Source organism: uncultured Clostridium sp., from assembly GCF_947039605.1.
In the GTDB taxonomy this organism is placed as follows: domain Bacteria; phylum Bacillota; class Clostridia; order Clostridiales; family Clostridiaceae; genus Sarcina.
Map to the genome: position 1 here is coordinate 1 of NZ_CAMQZG010000056.1, position 17104 is coordinate 17104.

Annotated in this window: 14 protein-coding genes and 1 pseudogene; 14 read left to right on the plus strand and 1 reads right to left on the minus strand. The window is 29.0% G+C overall.

The window, feature by feature from the left end; all coding sequences use genetic code 11:
- Window positions 1-80: 80 nt before the first annotated feature.
- The 5 genes from Q0V24_RS14885 (at window position 81) to Q0V24_RS14905 (ending at window position 7527) form a co-directional block, all read left to right on the plus strand.
- Window positions 81-1031, plus strand: coding sequence for a HAMP domain-containing sensor histidine kinase (locus Q0V24_RS14885; RefSeq protein ID WP_297522600.1), 951 nt, complete (start codon window positions 81-83; stop codon window positions 1029-1031).
- A 146-nt stretch (window positions 1032-1177) separates the two neighbouring features.
- Window positions 1178-3388: a catalase/peroxidase HPI gene (gene katG / locus Q0V24_RS14890; protein WP_297522601.1), complete on the plus strand. Its 2211-nt coding sequence runs from the start codon at window positions 1178-1180 to the stop codon at window positions 3386-3388.
- A 318-nt stretch (window positions 3389-3706) separates the two neighbouring features.
- Window positions 3707-4717, plus strand: coding sequence for a C39 family peptidase (locus tag Q0V24_RS14895; protein WP_297522603.1), 1011 nt, complete (start codon window positions 3707-3709; stop codon window positions 4715-4717).
- Window positions 4718-4915: 198 nt separating this feature from the next.
- On the plus strand, window positions 4916-5839 hold the full coding sequence (locus Q0V24_RS14900) for an ABC transporter ATP-binding protein (RefSeq protein ID WP_297522605.1): 924 nt from the start codon (window positions 4916-4918) through the stop codon (window positions 5837-5839).
- Between the two features lie 29 nt (window positions 5840-5868).
- Complete coding sequence (locus tag Q0V24_RS14905) at window positions 5869-7527, plus strand: ABC transporter permease subunit (protein WP_297522607.1); 1659 nt, start codon at window positions 5869-5871, stop codon at window positions 7525-7527.
- Window positions 7528-7643: 116 nt separating this feature from the next.
- Here the strand turns inward: Q0V24_RS14905 and Q0V24_RS14910 are convergent, their stop codons facing one another.
- Window positions 7644-8258 carry a hypothetical protein gene (locus Q0V24_RS14910; protein WP_297522609.1) on the minus strand — a complete coding sequence of 205 codons (615 nt, stop codon included), beginning with the start codon at window positions 8256-8258 and terminating at the stop codon, window positions 7644-7646.
- Between the two features lie 460 nt (window positions 8259-8718).
- On the opposite strand from Q0V24_RS14910, the gene Q0V24_RS14915 reads away from it, so the two are divergent.
- From Q0V24_RS14915 to Q0V24_RS14955, 9 genes and pseudogenes are all read left to right on the plus strand, one after another.
- A complete protein-coding gene (locus tag Q0V24_RS14915) occupies window positions 8719-9297 on the plus strand; it encodes a sigma-70 family RNA polymerase sigma factor (protein WP_297522611.1) in 579 nt (192 codons plus the stop codon).
- Window positions 9297-10643, plus strand: coding sequence for a hypothetical protein (locus Q0V24_RS14920; RefSeq protein WP_297522612.1), 1347 nt, complete (start codon window positions 9297-9299; stop codon window positions 10641-10643). The genes Q0V24_RS14915 and Q0V24_RS14920 overlap by 1 nt, the downstream gene beginning before the upstream one ends.
- A 282-nt stretch (window positions 10644-10925) precedes the next feature.
- On the plus strand, window positions 10926-11951 hold the full coding sequence (locus Q0V24_RS14925) for a 3-oxoacyl-ACP synthase (RefSeq protein WP_297522614.1): 1026 nt from the start codon (window positions 10926-10928) through the stop codon (window positions 11949-11951).
- A gap of 3 nt (window positions 11952-11954) precedes the next feature.
- Window positions 11955-12830: a branched-chain amino acid ABC transporter permease gene (locus Q0V24_RS14930; RefSeq protein ID WP_297522616.1), complete on the plus strand. Its 876-nt coding sequence runs from the start codon at window positions 11955-11957 to the stop codon at window positions 12828-12830.
- A 13-nt stretch (window positions 12831-12843) separates the two neighbouring features.
- On the plus strand, window positions 12844-13851 hold the full coding sequence (locus Q0V24_RS14935) for a branched-chain amino acid ABC transporter permease (RefSeq protein ID WP_297522618.1): 1008 nt from the start codon (window positions 12844-12846) through the stop codon (window positions 13849-13851).
- The gene (locus Q0V24_RS14940; RefSeq protein ID WP_297522620.1) at window positions 13829-14617 is read left to right on the plus strand and encodes an ABC transporter ATP-binding protein; all 789 of its coding nucleotides are present in this window, start codon (window positions 13829-13831) and stop codon (window positions 14615-14617) included. The genes Q0V24_RS14935 and Q0V24_RS14940 overlap by 23 nt, the downstream gene beginning before the upstream one ends.
- A gap of 1 nt (window position 14618) precedes the next feature.
- On the plus strand, window positions 14619-15341 hold the full coding sequence (locus Q0V24_RS14945; RefSeq protein ID WP_297522622.1) for an ABC transporter ATP-binding protein: 723 nt from the start codon (window positions 14619-14621) through the stop codon (window positions 15339-15341).
- A gap of 59 nt (window positions 15342-15400) precedes the next feature.
- The gene (locus Q0V24_RS14950; RefSeq protein WP_297522624.1) at window positions 15401-16615 is read left to right on the plus strand and encodes an ABC transporter substrate-binding protein; all 1215 of its coding nucleotides are present in this window, start codon (window positions 15401-15403) and stop codon (window positions 16613-16615) included.
- A 68-nt stretch (window positions 16616-16683) separates the two neighbouring features.
- Window positions 16684-17104: pseudogene (locus Q0V24_RS14955) on the plus strand (4-hydroxybutyrate--acetyl-CoA CoA transferase); the annotation flags it as partial.

The following is a 17104-nucleotide window of genomic DNA, read 5'->3' on the forward strand; positions in this document are numbered from 1 at the left end:
TCTACACAGGCGAAGACACTCTTTCCCTACACGACGCTCTTCCGATCTGAACTATAAATATTTTAGATAGAAACTTAGAAGTGCAGATACTTCAAACAGATAGAGGCATTGATGATGTGCTAAGTGGATATTTATCAATATTTATTGTTGTAGCAATTATAGGAATAATTCTAAGTATTTTTGCAGGTGTTATTATATCTAGAAATATTATTTTAAGAATTAAAAAATTATCTAAAACTATGAATGATGTAAAAAATAGCAAAAACTTAAATGCTAGAATAAAAACATCAGAAACAGGAGATGAATTTGATGAGTTAAATGATACATTTAACTTGATGATGGATAGAGTTGAAGGAGTATTTAATAAACAAAATCAATTTATATCAGATGCTTCACATGAACTAAGAACACCGCTTACAGCTATAAAAGGTCACTTAGGAGTTATTAAAAGGTGGGGGAAAAATGATAAAGAAGTTTTAGAAGAATCACTTGATATTTGCCTTGAAGAGATAGATAGACTTACAAACATGACTAACTCACTACTTTTATTATCTAGAGAAGATAATAAAATAATTGATTTAGATGAGATTTCATTTATTTATGTAAATGACCTTATAGCAGATTTAATTAAGCAATATAAGGTGTTAAATTTAAGGGTTAAAATTGATAGTTATGTAGAGTGTGAGTTTAAAATTAGGATAAAAAAAGATGATTTAAAGCAATTACTGATTATATTTATTGATAATGCAATTAAATATAATGATAAAGATATTCCTAAAGTTAATATAAGATTTAAGATAATAGGTAATCAAAGTATTATAAATATTTCAGATAATGGTATAGGAATTTCAAAAGAGGAGCTACCAAGGATTTTAGATAGATTTTATAGAGTTGATAAAGCTAGAACAGGGAATTCAAAATCATTTGGAATAGGACTTTCAATAGCAAAAAGCATTATAAAAAATTATAATGGTGAAATAGATATAAGAAGCAAACTAAAAGAGGGAACAAGCATAGATATTAAGTTGTAAATTTTAATAATGTAAAGAAAGTGGTTTAGAATTAAGATTCTAGGCTACTTTTTTAGTATATATAAGAATTATTATTTTATAGAATAGTGAGGAAGATTAGGGGGAACTATATAAATTATAATATTAAAATTGGAGGCAAAAATTTAATGGAAGAAATAAAATGTCCTTTTACAGGAAAAGTAAAAAAAGTTACAAGTGATGAAAAAACTATAGCAAGTGAAGGAACTTCAAACCAAGATTGGTGGCCAAGTCAACTTGATTTGAAACTTTTAAGTCAAAATTCAGAAAAAGTATCACCTCTTGGAGAAGAGTTTAATTATGCTAATGAGTTTAATAAATTAGATTTAAGCGAGATAAAAAAAGATATAAAAGCTTTAATGGTAGATTCAAAAGATTGGTGGCCAGCTGATTATGGACACTATGGTCCTTTCTTTATAAGAATGGCATGGCATGGTGCAGGTACTTATAGAACAGGTGATGGTAGAGGGGGAGCTAATGTTGGTAATCAAAGATTTGCACCTATTAATAGCTGGCCTGATAATGGTAACTTAGACAAGGCAAGAAGACTTCTTTGGCCGATTAAACAAAAGTACGGAAACAAAATTTCTTGGGCTGATCTTATGATTTTAACAGGAAACTGTGCATTTGAGTCTATGGGGCTTGAAATGGTTGGTTTTGCTGGAGGGCGTGTAGACATATGGGAGCCAGAAGAGGATACATATTGGGGGAAAGAAAAGAAATGGTTAGATGATAATAGACATGAGGGGAAAGGTTTAGAAAATCCACTTGCTGCCGTACAAATGGGACTAATATATGTTAATCCTGAAGGTCCAAATGGAGAGCCTAACGCACTTGAATCTGGACATGATATTAGAGAAACTTTTGAAAAGATGGGAATGGATGATGAAGAAACTGTAGCACTTGTAGCTGGAGGGCATACCTTTGGAAAATGCCATGGAGCTGGAGATCCAGTCAATGTTGGACCAGAACCAGAGGGTGCTAGTATTGAAAAGATGGGTCTAGGATGGATTAGTTCATATAAAAGTGGTAAGGCATCTGATACTATTACTAGTGGGATAGAGGGAGCTTGGACTCCGAATCCTAAAAAATGGGATACAGATTATTTTCATACTTTATTTAGATATGATTGGAATTTAATTAAAAGTCCAGCAGGGGCGTATCAATGGACACCAACAGACCCTAAAGCCAAAGAAACAGTTATAGATGCACATGACCCTTTAAAAACTCATGCACCTATGATGACTACAGCAGATTTAGCTCTAAGAATGGATCCAATTTATGCACCAATCTCAAAAAGGTTTTATGAAAATCATGCAGAATTTGAAAAAAAATTTGTAAATGCTTGGTTCAAACTTACTCATAGAGATATGGGACCTAAATCAAGATATTTAGGAAGTGAAGTTCCAAAGGATGATTTTATTTGGCAAGATACAGTCCCAGCCTCAGATTATAGTAGCATTGATGAAAATGACGTTAAAGAATTAAAATTAAAAATTAAAAATATAGAACTTTCCGTATCAGAACTTGTTTCTACTGCATGGGCATCAGCTTCTACTTTTAGAGGAAGTGATTTTAGAGGTGGTGCTAATGGTTGTAGATTAAGACTTGCACCTCAAAAGTGGTGGGAAGTGAATGAACCAGAAAAACTTGAAAGAAAAATTTTAAAACTTCAAAGTATTGTAGATGAATTTAATAATAAGCAAAATAACAAAAAAGTTAGTTTAGCAGATATTATAGTTTTAGGTGGAAATGTAGGGATAGAAATTGCAGCACAAAAAGCCGGAATAGATTTAAATATACCGTTTATGATAGGTAGAACAGATGCATCAGAAGAACAAACAGATATTGAATCATTTAAAGTTTTAGAACCAGTTACAGATGCGTTTAGAAATTATTTAAAAACTGATTTTACGGTTTCTGCTGAAAAATTAATGGTAGATAAGGCACAATTACTTACTTTAACAGCACCAGAGTTAACTGTCTTATTAGGTGGGTTAAGAGTATTAAACATTAATTATAAAGAATCAAAAAATGGTGTATTTACTGATAAGCCAGGAGTCTTATCTAATGATTTCTTTATTAATGTACTTGATATGGCTACAGAATGGAAAAAAGATGAGAATGATGAAAATCTATTTGTTGGAATAGATAGGGTAACAGGAGAAAAAAAATGGACTGCTACTAGAGTAGATTTGATTTTTGGATCTAATACTCAGCTAAGAGCTATAGCAGAAATTTATGCAAGCTTGGACTCTAAAGAAAGATTTGTAAAAGATTTTGTTAAGGCTTGGAATAAAGTTATGAATGCTGATAGATTTGATATAAAAAACAAATAATATAAATAAGACTTTCTATAGTAAGATAAAACTATAGACGGTCTTATTAGTTTATTTAGAATCTAACATAGAATGAAGTTTTGTAATTACATTTAATTTTCTAGTTGTTGGAATAATACCAAGATGTTTTTAAATATAATTATTTGATATATATTATATTTATTATTTATCTAGTAAAGAGTATTTTTATTAAAAAATGGGTTTAAATGCTAAAAAATTAATAATTTTCATATTTGACATTTTTACTAGGTATTGATATGTTAACGTAAATACATAAGGTTATTTTGTTAGAGAAGAAAAGAAGAGGTAATTGATAAAATGAAAAAAAAAATGATAGGAGTTATAGTTGCGATTATAGTTGTAGCTGGGATAGCTAGTATAATATTAGTAAACAAGCACACAGATAATAGTGTGAAAAGTAATCCAACAGTTACAAAGGCAAAAATAAATACAATTGATAACTTACCAAAGAAAAAAGAGGCTAAAGCTCATACTGAACAAGTTAGTGGGAAAGATACAAATTATAAATATTCAGTAACATCTGCAATAGGACAATACAATAGTTATGAAATACCAAGTTATATAAAGGACATAGAAGTAAAAAATTATGATACAGATTATTATTGGCATACATCTATGGATAATATAAATAAAGAACTTAGTTCATGGTATGAAAAATATCATATAGATGAGATAAAGACAATTTTAGATAATGAAAAGAATATTCCAAGTTATCTTGTAAGGCTTGCAGTTATGCACCCAGAATCAATTCCATATGCAGCAGGATATCATGGATATAAGCTTAATAAGCCTATAAGTTTAGATGGCTATACAAAAGAGGGGAAAATACCTTTATTCCAGCAATGGGACAAGCAATGGGGCTATGATTGGTATGGAAATGGACCTATAGGTATGGATGGATGTGGACCAACTTCTCTATCTATGATAGTAGTTGGTCTTACAGGAAATATGAATGCAAATCCAAGAAATGTAGCACAGTATAGTGATAAAAATGGTGGATATAGCTGGAATGCTGGTTCTAATCAGACGTTATTTACAAATGTAGCAAGACATTATGGACTTATAGCACAAAGAGTGAGTGGTAATGAAATAATAAGTGAACTTAAAAAGGGACATCCTATTATGGTATCATGTCATGCGGGTGATTTTACACTTAGTGGGCATATAATAGTTTTAAGTGGGGTTACATCTGATGGAAGAATTATTATAAATAACCCTGATTCTATAAAAGATAGTATGAAAACTTGGTCACTTCAAACAATACTAAATAATATGAATTATGCTTATAGTTATAAAGTAGAGAAATAGACTTTAAGTAATTTTTTGCAAAAGAAAATAGTTGAATTTTATAAAAAAAGATATATCTTATTAAGAAAGATATATCTTTTTAGTATTTTAATTATAAAAATACTAAATAATATAATAGGGGTTGCAGAATGTTAAAGTTAAATATATTATATAAACACAACTTTTTATTGAAAAACAATAATTAAAAGGAGAGCAGTAATGAAAAATGTTTTAGAAATTAACAATATAAGCAAATTTATGGGAAATAAAAAAATTATTGATAATCTTACTTTTTCGGTGCAAGAAGGAGAGATTTTTGGGTTTCTTGGTCCTAATGGAGCAGGGAAAACAACAACTATAAAAATGATAACAGGACTTATAACTATTGATCAGGGGAATATTTTAGTAAATGGATTTGATATAAAAAAACAATTTGAAAAAGCAATTTCGAATATTGGTGGAATTATTGAGGGGCCAGATATGTATGGTTATATGTCAGGGCTTGATAATTTAAAACTTTATGCTAGAATGCATGGTAATGTAACAAAGGAAAGAATTTTAGAAGTTGTAAAAATTGTAAAACTTGAAAATAGGATAAAAGATAAAGTTAAAAAATATTCTCTTGGGATGAGACAAAGACTAGGTGTTGCACAGGCGCTGCTACATAATCCAAAGCTATTAATTTTAGATGAACCTACAAATGGACTTGACCCTATGGGGATAAAAGAACTTCGTGAGACTTTAAGAGGTTTAACAAAAGAGGGGATATCAGTTTTAGTTTCTAGTCATTTACTTAGTGAGATGGAACTTATGTGTGACAGATTTTGTATTTTAGATGGAGGAAAACTTAAAGATATAAAATCAATTTCTGATATTCATAATACAACTGATAAAGATTTTAAAACATATTTACTTGATATAAATAAATTAGATGAAGCTAGCAATATTTTATCTAAAGAATTTACTACTATACATATAGAAACCTTTGAAAACAAACTTAAAATTAATTCTAGCAAAGATGATATTGCAAAAATAAATAAATTCCTTATAAACAAAGATTTTTTAGTATATGAAATAAGCCTTTATTCTAAATCTTTAGAGGATGAATTTATTGAACAAACAGAATCGAAACAAATAATTTAATACTTGATATTTATTGGAGGACTAAACAAATGATAAAGAAAATATATAATTTAACCTTAAATGAGGTTATTAAACAATATAAGAAAAAAAGTATAGTTATAATAACATTATTAATATTTTTATCAGCTATTGCTATGCCTTTTATTATTAATGCTATTGAGTCACATACAACAGATTGGGGAACTCAGACATACACATATGAAATACAAGGAATAGATGCACAAATTGCTAGTACTAAAGATACAACTGCTGACGGGAAAATTAATCTTAAATTTTTAAAATCAGAAAAAGCATATAATCAAATGCTTTTAAAAGAAAATATCTCACTAGGTTCTTGGCAGTATACATCTGCAAATAGTTATTTTAATATTATTACACAAATAGATATTATAGAGCTTTTACAAGATGGTTATTCAAAAGATGAGATAAGTAAGTTTATACCACCCAATAGTATATCTAAAGATACTGATACTATTTTAAATATGTCGAAGGCAAACTATAATAAAACACTTGAGGTTTTAAAAAGTAAGGCTAATGAAATAGAAAAAAATATAAAGAGTAATAATTATACCGCATATTTAAATAGTCTTATTAAAACTAAAAAAGAAACAATAGCATTATATTCAGCATCACTTGCTACTTTAAAAGCTAGTAAAGAGAAAGCTGTAATTTCAAAGGTTAATGTATTAGAAAGTCAGATAAATTCAGAAAAACAGTTATTAAATGTTTTAGAATATAGACTTAATAATAAAATACCATTTAATACAAATAATCATTTTGGTAAAGAAAATTGGAAGAGTAATACTTTAAATGATATTACTTTAAATATACAAGAAAGTTCTAATAATACTTTAGTTAGCAAGGATGCTTATATGAAAAAAAATACTACAAAGGTAACATATGACCAGTATGTCACTAAGTATAAAAATGCACAGAAAATATATGCTGATAATATAGCTAAGGATTGGTATAGTTTAAAAACAAATGCACCACGTCCTCAGTTTGTAAGTTCTGCTAGAAGTACTGTGAATTCATTAATTACTACTTATGTAATTATTGCATCATTCATTGTTGTCATTATAGCAGGAGGAATTGTATCATCTGAGTTTACTAAAAATACTATAAAATTACTTATGATAAGACCAGTTTCAAGATTTAAGGTTTTACTCTCAAAGTTATTAGCAGTTCTAGTTATAGGTTATTTTATATTATTTGTATCACTTGCACTTGCAACTATTGCTAGTGGAATAGCTTTTGGTTTTTCAGACCTTGCTATACCAACTATTAAAATGTCTGGTGCTAGTGTTATTTCTCAAAATTATATACTAAGTTTAATTTTAAATATATTATTCTATAGTATTAGTATGATATTTATAGGTACAGTTGCCTTTACATTGTCAACTATTACAAAAAGTACAGCTGTTTCAGTTGCTGTAAGTATAATAATTTTTGTTGGTTCGTTCCCACTGACTCTTTATTTATTAACAAAAAATTATACATGGCTTGCATTTACACCAATTCCATATATAAATTTAACAGCGGTATCTATGCTAGATTCTTTCAAAAAAATATTTGGAAGTGTTGTTGTTTTAAATAGCGCAATTGGAGCTATTACACTTATAATTACAACTATAATTCTTCTTATAGTAGCATTAGTTTACTTTATGAAAACTGATATAAAGAGTTAAATGAAATTAAAACCTATATTTTTGAATATAGGTTTTAATTTTTTTATAGTTTTAAGTTTAGATTATAGGCATTAAAAATTATTGGATTTTTAATAAGAAAGATGAAAAATTTTATATTAGTTTTCTCTTTTTAAAAATTGCACATTAAATTCAGGATAAGTTGAATCAGGAGAAAAAGCTCTTCTAAAGTAACTTTTTAAATCGGCAAAATTCCACATAACACCTCTAGCAAAAATAGATGCAAGACCTTCTTTTTCTAATACTTTTTCAGTAAAATCTATATCATCATTATTATTAAAATCAAATAATAATATGTAAGCATTATTTTTCATTCTTTCGAATGCTTTTATATCAGTAAAGTTTGCTAGTTCTAATAAAATTTTCTCAAGAGTTTCTTCTTTTGAAATATTAGTTGCTTTAAGTTTCTTATAAAAATCTATAGCAAGCTTTTTTGTTTTATAAGATTTAAATGCTACAAAAGTAAAGATATCAAAGTCTTTTATGTCAGATTCTAATTCATCAATTTTATTATCAGTTAAGTATTGATTTAATTGAGTATATGTATTTTCAAATTGTTTTAAATTAGCACAGTCATAAGTTCCAAAATCAAAGGACTTATCTCCGATAGTTATTTTCTTTGGTGATTTAAGGTTGATTGATCTTATAACATTATTAAGATTTACCTCAAGTTTTATATTTTCTACTTCAATAATTGCTGTAACAATATTCATTTTTAATTCTCCTTCTTTTGTTTAGTAGTTTGACCTTTTTTTAAGTTTAAATAACCATTTAAACCTATATAATTATAATACATAAATTAAAATAAGTTTAGAGAAAAAAAACTTATTTTAATTTAATAAATGACATCTTTTCTAATTACGGGGTGAATTTTTATAATATTTTTTATAATGATTAATTATTGTTAGTTATATATTAAGGAAATCCTTCTATCATAGATATTTTAGTAAAATAAGAAGCTAACTGATTTGAGAATTAGTATTTTTTTATTAAAGGTATGTTTAAAATATATTTTAACAAATAATGAGCATTATAGTAAAAAGATCACTACTTTCTTATAATTTTAAGTAGAGTTTAGAAGATGAAAAAGTATTTATAAAAAGTTGGGAACATTTTATAAAGAGGTGTTATCTAATAAGTAGTTACGTAACAAAGGACTGGTAAGGGGGAAATATGGAGATAGGTGTTTTAGGGTTTAATAGATTTAAATTGAAAAAAGAAAAAACAGTTATAGGAAAAGCTATTGATGGAGATAAAGAAGCTTTTACACAGCTTATAAGAGAAAATAAGCTTTCATTATATAAAGTTGCAAAGGGGATTTTAAATAGAGAAGAGGATGTAGAAGATGCTTTATCTAGTTGTATTTTAAATTCTTATAAAAACATTAAAAAGCTTAGAAATGAAGAGTATTTTAAAACTTGGCTTATAAGAATTCTTATAAATGAGTGTAATTATATCATTAAAAAGAATGACAAAATAAATTACATTCAAGATTACAATACTGTAAACAATGGTATTGATAAAAGTTTATATAAAGATACTTATAAGGATATAGATTTAGATAATGCCTTAAAACTTTTAGATAAGCCATTTAGAGAGGTTATAGTTTTATTTTATTATAATGATTTAAAGCAAAGTGATATAGCTAAAATATTAGAATTAAATGAAACAACTGTAAGGACTAGATTATTTAGAGCTAAGGAAAAACTTCGTGAAATTTTAGAGGGTAATGAGGATAAGGGGGAATTGTAGTGGATAATTTAGATAAAAGGTTAAAGGGAAATAAAGAAGAGAAAGTGCCAAAAAATATTGATGATTTAATAGAAAATACACTTGCTTCTTTAGAGAAAAAGAGTAAGAAGAAAAATTATAAAAAAGCTGCTATGGTAGCTAGCTTGTCAGCAGTTATATTTGGTGGAATAGGACTTGGGGTTAGTGCAGATGAGAGTGATTTTAGTGTGAATTATATGTTATATAATATTTATAATAATGAGCTTGCACAGGATATATTAATAGATAAAAGTATAAAAAAGTCTTCTGATAACATAGATTTTGAAATTATGGATGCTGGATATTATGATAATAATATTATGTTTACCTATAAAATTACTAGTAAGAAATATGTGAAGTATCTAAAGAGTGAAATGCATGGGCAGTATTATGCAGTTCCGACCATTATGTATAAAAATGAAAGAATAAGTGGGAGTATAAATTCAGGATTTGATATAAAATCAGATAATGAAGTTATAGGAACTTGTGATATAGAGATTAATAGGTTAAATGAGATAAAAGAGAGTGATTCAAAGAAAGTGACTTTAGCTATGGAAGTATATACTAAAAAAGATGAAAAAACTGAGTTTTTAGTTGATATACCAGTAGAAAAAGATATGTTTATTAAAGATACAAAAACATATGAAGTGAGTAAAGTTACAGAGGGAATTGATAGCACCGGTGATATTTATGGAAGTAAACTTAGAAGTATTAAATTAGAGCCACTTCAAGTAACTTTAGACTTTAATTCAGAGTATGGAAATAAAATTGATGAAAAGACAGGTGAAATAATTAGCGACCATGCTAGTAAAATTGAATATATAATTTTTGATGATAAAGGAAAAGAAGTTGAACTTCTTAGTGGAAGCTGGGATGGAACTAAGGGAGAGGCTAACTATAAAGCTAATAAGGATATGAAAAAATTATATATAGTACCAACAAGCATTAAAAATTATAGTGAAAAATTAGAAAAAGATTTAAAAATAAATATTTCAAGAAATAAAATTGAGGTTGAAGATAGTAAAGATTTTAAAGCGACGGTAGAGGAGAAAAAAGGATTTAGGAGAGTAACTTTAACTGCTAATACAGATTATTTAAGCTGGCCACCTGCATTTATACAAACAAGAGAGAGGGAAAAGTTATATCAAAATGGACAAGTAGCAAGTGAAGAAACTGATAATATTTATTCAGTAAGGAATGGACTAAATAGTGTATATTATGATATTCCTAATAGTATAAAAAGAGGTGAGTATATATTTGATTATCAAGATTTAAATAGATTTGAGATTTTAAAGGATAAAATTATAGAAGTGGACTTAATAAAATAATATGGAAATGAGTAGATATTGACTATTAAAGTTAATATCTATTTTTTTGTAAAGTTATCTAAAAAATATTTTTTTCTTTAGGAATAAATATTAGAGTTAAGAACTAAACATATATCATAAAGAAAATATTGAAAAAAATGATGCCATTGAATTGTGTAAAAAAGTTATTAGTAGAATTAAAAAAATTCTTATAAATAGTCACACATTTGATGGTAAATGTTTACATTGAAATGTAAGTAAACACTTACTTTGCACCAAAAAATTAAGAATGGAGGAATGAACTTGAGTCAAATTAATGTAGGAATTGTAGGTTTAGGACTTTATATACCAAAAGAAAGAATGTCAGCAAAAGTGATTTCAGAAGCTAGTAAAGGAATTTGGTCAGAAGAAGCAATTATAAATAAATTAGGGATTATAGAAAAAAGTATTCCAAGTGAGGGTGATGGTACACAAGAAATGGGAGTCCTTGCAGCACTTAATGCTCTAGAAGATTCTAATATTGATGCAAAAGAGATTGATGTTATTTTATGCATGGGAGAAGAATGGAAAGAGTATCCCCTTACTACATCAGCTTTATATATACAAGGGAAAATAGGAGCTATAAATGCTTGGGGAATAGATGTGCAAAATAGATGTTGTACAACAGTTTCAGCAATGAAAATGGCAAAGGATATGTTAGTAGCAGATGATGAAATTAATACAATAATGGTTGTTGGTGGTTATAGAAATGGTGACTTTGTGGATTATACAGATAAGAATATGTCTATGATGTATAACTTGTCAGCTGGAGGTGGAGCAATAATATTAAAGAAAAATATAAATAAAAACTTGCTTTTAGGTTCTCATATCAAAGCAGATGGGAGTTTTGCAAGAGATGCAGGGGTTGAGATAGGTGGGATAGCAAATCCATTTAATCAGGAAAATATTGAGAGTGGATATAAATCTTTAAAACTTATGAATGCAAAACATATGAAAGATGGACTTAATTCTATATCAATGCCAAATTGGTATGAATGTATAGATAAAGCTTTAGAAAAATCAGGATATACAAGAGCTGATATTGATTATTGTGCAATATTACATTTTAAAAAATCTATGCATGACGCAATGCTTAGTGAACTTGGTTTATCTGAGGAGGAATCAATTTATCTTTCAAGTTATGGACATATGGGACAGGTAGATCAGATACTTTCACTAAAACTTGCAATAGAGGAAAAGAAGGTGAAAAAAGGTTCAGTTATATTAATGGTAGCTGCAGGAATTGGCTATGTATGGTCTGCAAACGTTATTAGGTGGGGGGAGTGTTGATAAATGGATACATTTTTTCAGATATTTTTTAGTAGTTTAGAAACAGGAAGCGTCTATGCACTGGCAGCACTTGGAATAATTCTAATTTTTAGAACCAGTAAGACAACTAATTTTGCTCTTGGAACAATGGGAATGTTTAATGCTTTTATAGCTACTTTTATTGTAATGAAAATGGGGCTTCCAGCATGGCTTGCAGCAATAATTGCTATGATTACAGGTTTTATAGCCGGAATTTTAGTAGATGTTGTAATAATGAGAAGAGGGAAAAAGATAAATTCTATAGGAAAACAAATTATAACTTTTGGAATAATAATGCTATTTTTAGGTTGTGCACCAATGATATTTGGGGCAATACCATTAAATTTCCCAAAGTTTATTGAGGTAGGTGCAATTTCAGTAATGGGAGCATCAATATCATATAATGCAATGTTAAATATTTCAGTAGGGCTTATTTTAATGATTTCTTTATTTTGGTTTTTACAAAAAAGCAAATGGGGACTTGCTGTTAGAGTGACGGCATCGAATGAACAGACTGCAAGGCTTATGGGAGTGCCAACTTCACTTGTAACTATGGGATCTTGGGCAATAGCAGCAGCTCTTGGGACACTTGCAGCTTTAATGCTTGCACCAGCTATTACCGTAAACGTTTCAATGATGGATAATGTACAAAATAATGCATTGATAGCATGTGTTCTTGGTGGATTTCAGACTTTTTATGGACCAGTTTTAGGTGCTTATATTATTGGTTTTGGAAGAAATTTATTAATGTACTATGTTTCTTCAACTTGGGGAGATCCGATATTATTTGCATTAATTTTACTGTTCATAGTAATAAGACCTAATGGAATAATTGGTAAAAAATTTATTAAGAAGGTATAAAGGAGGGGGAAAAATGAAAAAGTTAATACAAAATAGATATAGTAAATATATACTCCTGGGAATTATTTTAGCCTCAATGCCTTATTTACAAGAACTTGGAATATTAAAGAGTTCAACTATAACAATATTTGGATCAGTACTGTTTTACTCTATAGTTGCAATCGGGCTTAATGTTTTACTTGGATATTCAGGGTTAATTTCACTTGGTACTGCTGGATTTATGGGGCTTGGTGGATACATCTCAGCATATCTTACAACAGATTTAAATTTACCTTTTATAGTATCACTTTTAATTTCAATTGTGATTCCTCTTATTATAGGTATTCTTGTTGGATTAATATCATTAAGAATTAATGGAATGTATTTAGCAATAGCAACTCTTGCAGTTTCAGAAATATTTAGAAAAGTATTTGTTGAATTTGAATCAGTTACAAATGGTTTTTCAGGAAAAAATGCTAGTTATCCAGAATTTTTTGGAATGACACTAGATAGAAATTCAACATTTATATTTATAGTTGCTATTTTAATTATTGTGATGATTCTTACAGATAATTTTATACATTCAGCGACAGGGAGAGCCCTTCTTACAATGAGAGTAAGTGAATCAGCAGCACAGGCCATGGGCATAAATCTTTTAAAATACAAGGTAATGGCATTTGCAATAGCTACAGTATATGCTGCCCTTGGTGGGGTTTTATATGTACATTTTATAAGATTTTCATATCCTTCAACTTGGAATACAATGTTATCACTTCAAATATTAGCTGTAATCGTTATAGGAGGTTTAAAGACTATAAGTGGACCGATTATAGGATCGATAGTAGTTTTTGGGGTTCCAGAACTTATACTAAAAAATATACCTGTTTTAGGTAGTATAGATGGCCTTGCCTATATATTTACAGGAGTATTAATTATTAGTGTAGTTTTATTCTACCCAAATGGGCTTATATATTTAGGAAATGATATTAAAAAAATATTTAAAAAGAAGGTGAAAGTAGATGGAAGCGGTACAAGCTCTTAAAATAGAAAATTTATCTATAGCGTTTGGAGGATTAAGGGCAGTTGATGATTTGAGTTTTCATATTGAAAGTGGAGAAATATATGGGCTCATAGGACCCAATGGAGCAGGAAAGACAACAGCTTTTAATTGTATTACTCAGTTTTATCTTCCGAATAATGGGAAAGTTCTTTTTAAAACTTCAGATGATAAGATTGTAGATTTAGTTGGTAAAAAGACTCATGAAATAATAAAACTTGGACTTGTTAGAACATTTCAAAATGTTGAGTTAATTGGAGATTTAAGTTTACTTGATAATCTTTTAGTTGGCTCACATATAAAATTTAAAACAGGGATTTTTGCACAAGCACTTAGACTTAAAAAAGCTAGGATAGAAGAAGCAGATATTAAGCAAAAGGCTAAAGAAATTTTAAACTTTTTAAAAATAGGAGATAAAAAAGATGAACTTGCAGGAGGACAACCTTATGGGGTCTTGAAAAAAATTGAACTTGGAAGAACATTAATGAGTAACCCTAAATTAATTATTTTAGATGAACCCGCAGCAGGTCTTAATGATACTGAAACTTTAGAACTTGCAAAACTTATTAAATCAATAAGAGATGAATATAAATGTACAGTTTTATTAGTAGAACACGATATGAGATTAGTAATGGATATATGTGATAGGATATGTGCCATATCTTTTGGTAAAAAATTAGCAGAGGGAACACCAATCCAAATACAAGCTAATAAAGATGTTCAGGAAGCTTACTTAGGAAGGGAGGAGTAATATGAGTGAAATAGCTTTACAGATAAAAAATCTTACAGTTTCTTATGGCAGTATAAAAGCTTTAAAAGGTATTGATATAGCAGTTAAGAGAGATCAGATTGTAGCATTACTTGGGTCTAATGGGGCAGGGAAGACTACAACTTTAAAAGCAATATCAGGAATAGTAGATATTGAAGCAGGGAGTATTGAATTATATGGGGAAAATATAACAGGATTATCTCCTGAAAAGATAACTAAAGAAAAAGTTGTTCAATCTCCAGAGGGAAGACAAATATTTGTAGATATAACCGTTGAAGAAAATTTAAGAATTGGGGCATTTACGGTAAAAGATTCAAAGGAGATTAAAAAAAATTTCGCAAAAGTTTATAGATATTTTCCAGTTTTAAAAGAAAGAGAAAAACAAGTTGCAGGAACATTAAGTGGTGGAGAACAGCAGATGCTTGCAATAGGAAGAGCATTAATGGCAAGTCCTAAAGTTTTACTATTAGATGAGCCATCTCTTGGGCTTGCACCACTTATAGTTAAAAATATTTTTGAAATTGTAAAAGAGATAAACAAAGAGGGTACAACTGTACTTATTATAGAACAAAATGCTTTGCAGACTTTGAAAATTGCAGACTATGCGTATGTTTTAGAAGTTGGAAATATTAATATCCAAGGTGAGGCTAAAGAGTTAATAAAAGATAGTAGACTAATAGAAGCATATCTTGGTGGACATTCTTAGTTATTAATGGAGAAATCCTTAGTATAGATAATAAGTGAAAATAAATGGAGGTAGTAACAATGAAAAGAAATTTAGCTATATTTTTATCAACGATCACTCTTGCTTTATCAGTTATAGGTTGTGGTGGTGTAGTACAAGAATCAGTACAAGGTGTTACAGATACAAGTATTAAGGTCGCAAATAGTATTGCAACTTCAGGCGCTTTTGCACCAGTTGGAGTACCATTTAAAGCTGGTATTGAAGCTTATTTCAAAATGATTAATGATGGTGGTGGTGTTGATGGTAGAAAAATAGAATATATCCATCAAGATGATGAATTCAATCCTGAAAAAGGAAAAGCTGTTTTAGATAAATTTATAAATGATGATAAAGTTTTTGCTATAGTTGGACATTTTGGAACTCCTGTAGTGGGAGCAACTTTAGAAGATTTAAAAGAATCTGGTATTCCATCAGTATATTTTGCAACGGGTACAGGAATTCTTTATAACGAGAATGCTACAGAGGGAAATGGTAGAAATTTATATCCTGTTCAGCCAGTTTATCCAATGGAAGGACGTATATTATTAGCTCGTGCCGTAGGGGATCTAGATGCAGCTAAAGTAGGTGTAATTTATACAAATGATGATGCAGGAAAAGATCTAGTAAAAGGAGTAGAACAAGAAGCTAAAACTCAAAATATAGAAGTTGTAAGTGAGCAAGTTGCGCCAGGGGCAGAGGATGTATCAGCAGCAGTTACAAAAATAAATAATGAAAAAGTTGATGCAATAATCATTGCCGGAATTCAAGGAACTTTTCCGCAAATAGCAAAAGAACTTGCAAAGCAAGGAAATACAAAACCAACATTAACAACTTACGTAAATGCTGATATAGCAATGACAAATGCTATAAAAGATAGTGTAGGGACAAAATTTGATGTATATGCAGATGCTTGGGTAGATGTAAGTAGACCAGAGTTTGCTGATTTTCAAAAATGGGTTAAAGAAATTTCTAAAGAAGATTATTCTTTTAATGCGTATGCTATGACGGGTTGGATGGCAGCTAGTTTCTTTGTAGAAGGGTTAAATAGAGTTGAAGGTGACCTAACTTGGGAAACTTATATGACAGCATTAGAGTCTAAGCCAGTTGAAAATCCTCTTGGAGGAGTAATAGATTTTTCTAATGGTAAAAGACTTGGTACACAAGAAATGTCTCTAGTTAAAATGAATCCAGATTCTGAAATAGGATGGGATGAATTTAAGCCAATTCAAGGCATTGATGATATTATTGAAAAATAGTTAAAGGTATAGTTTTGTATAATTGCTAGAGAGAATAGCTCTAGCAATTATATTAAAAGGAGGATAAAATGCGAAATCAAAATATCAAACTTGATAAGTTTATAAAAATAAAAGATGCTTTAAGTTTAATTAAGGATGGGGATAATATAGTAACTGGAATGGCAGCTATGGAAGCTAAAGCTATTCTTGGAGAATTACACACTATAGCTGATAAAGTTAAAAATGTAATGGTGACAACATGTCTTTCAATGACTGGTCAAGAATATTATATGAATAAGGATTATAAAAAATCGTTTAGTGTAGAAGGATGGTTTTATAATAGTTCTATGAGAAAAGCTAATAAAAATGGAAATGTAAGTTTTATACCTAATCATTTACATCTTGCAGCGATAAAAAGATTAACTAATAAAAAAGTAAATATGTATATAGGTTCAGCTTCAATACCAGATAAGCATGGGTATATCTCACTATCATTAAGTAATGTGTATG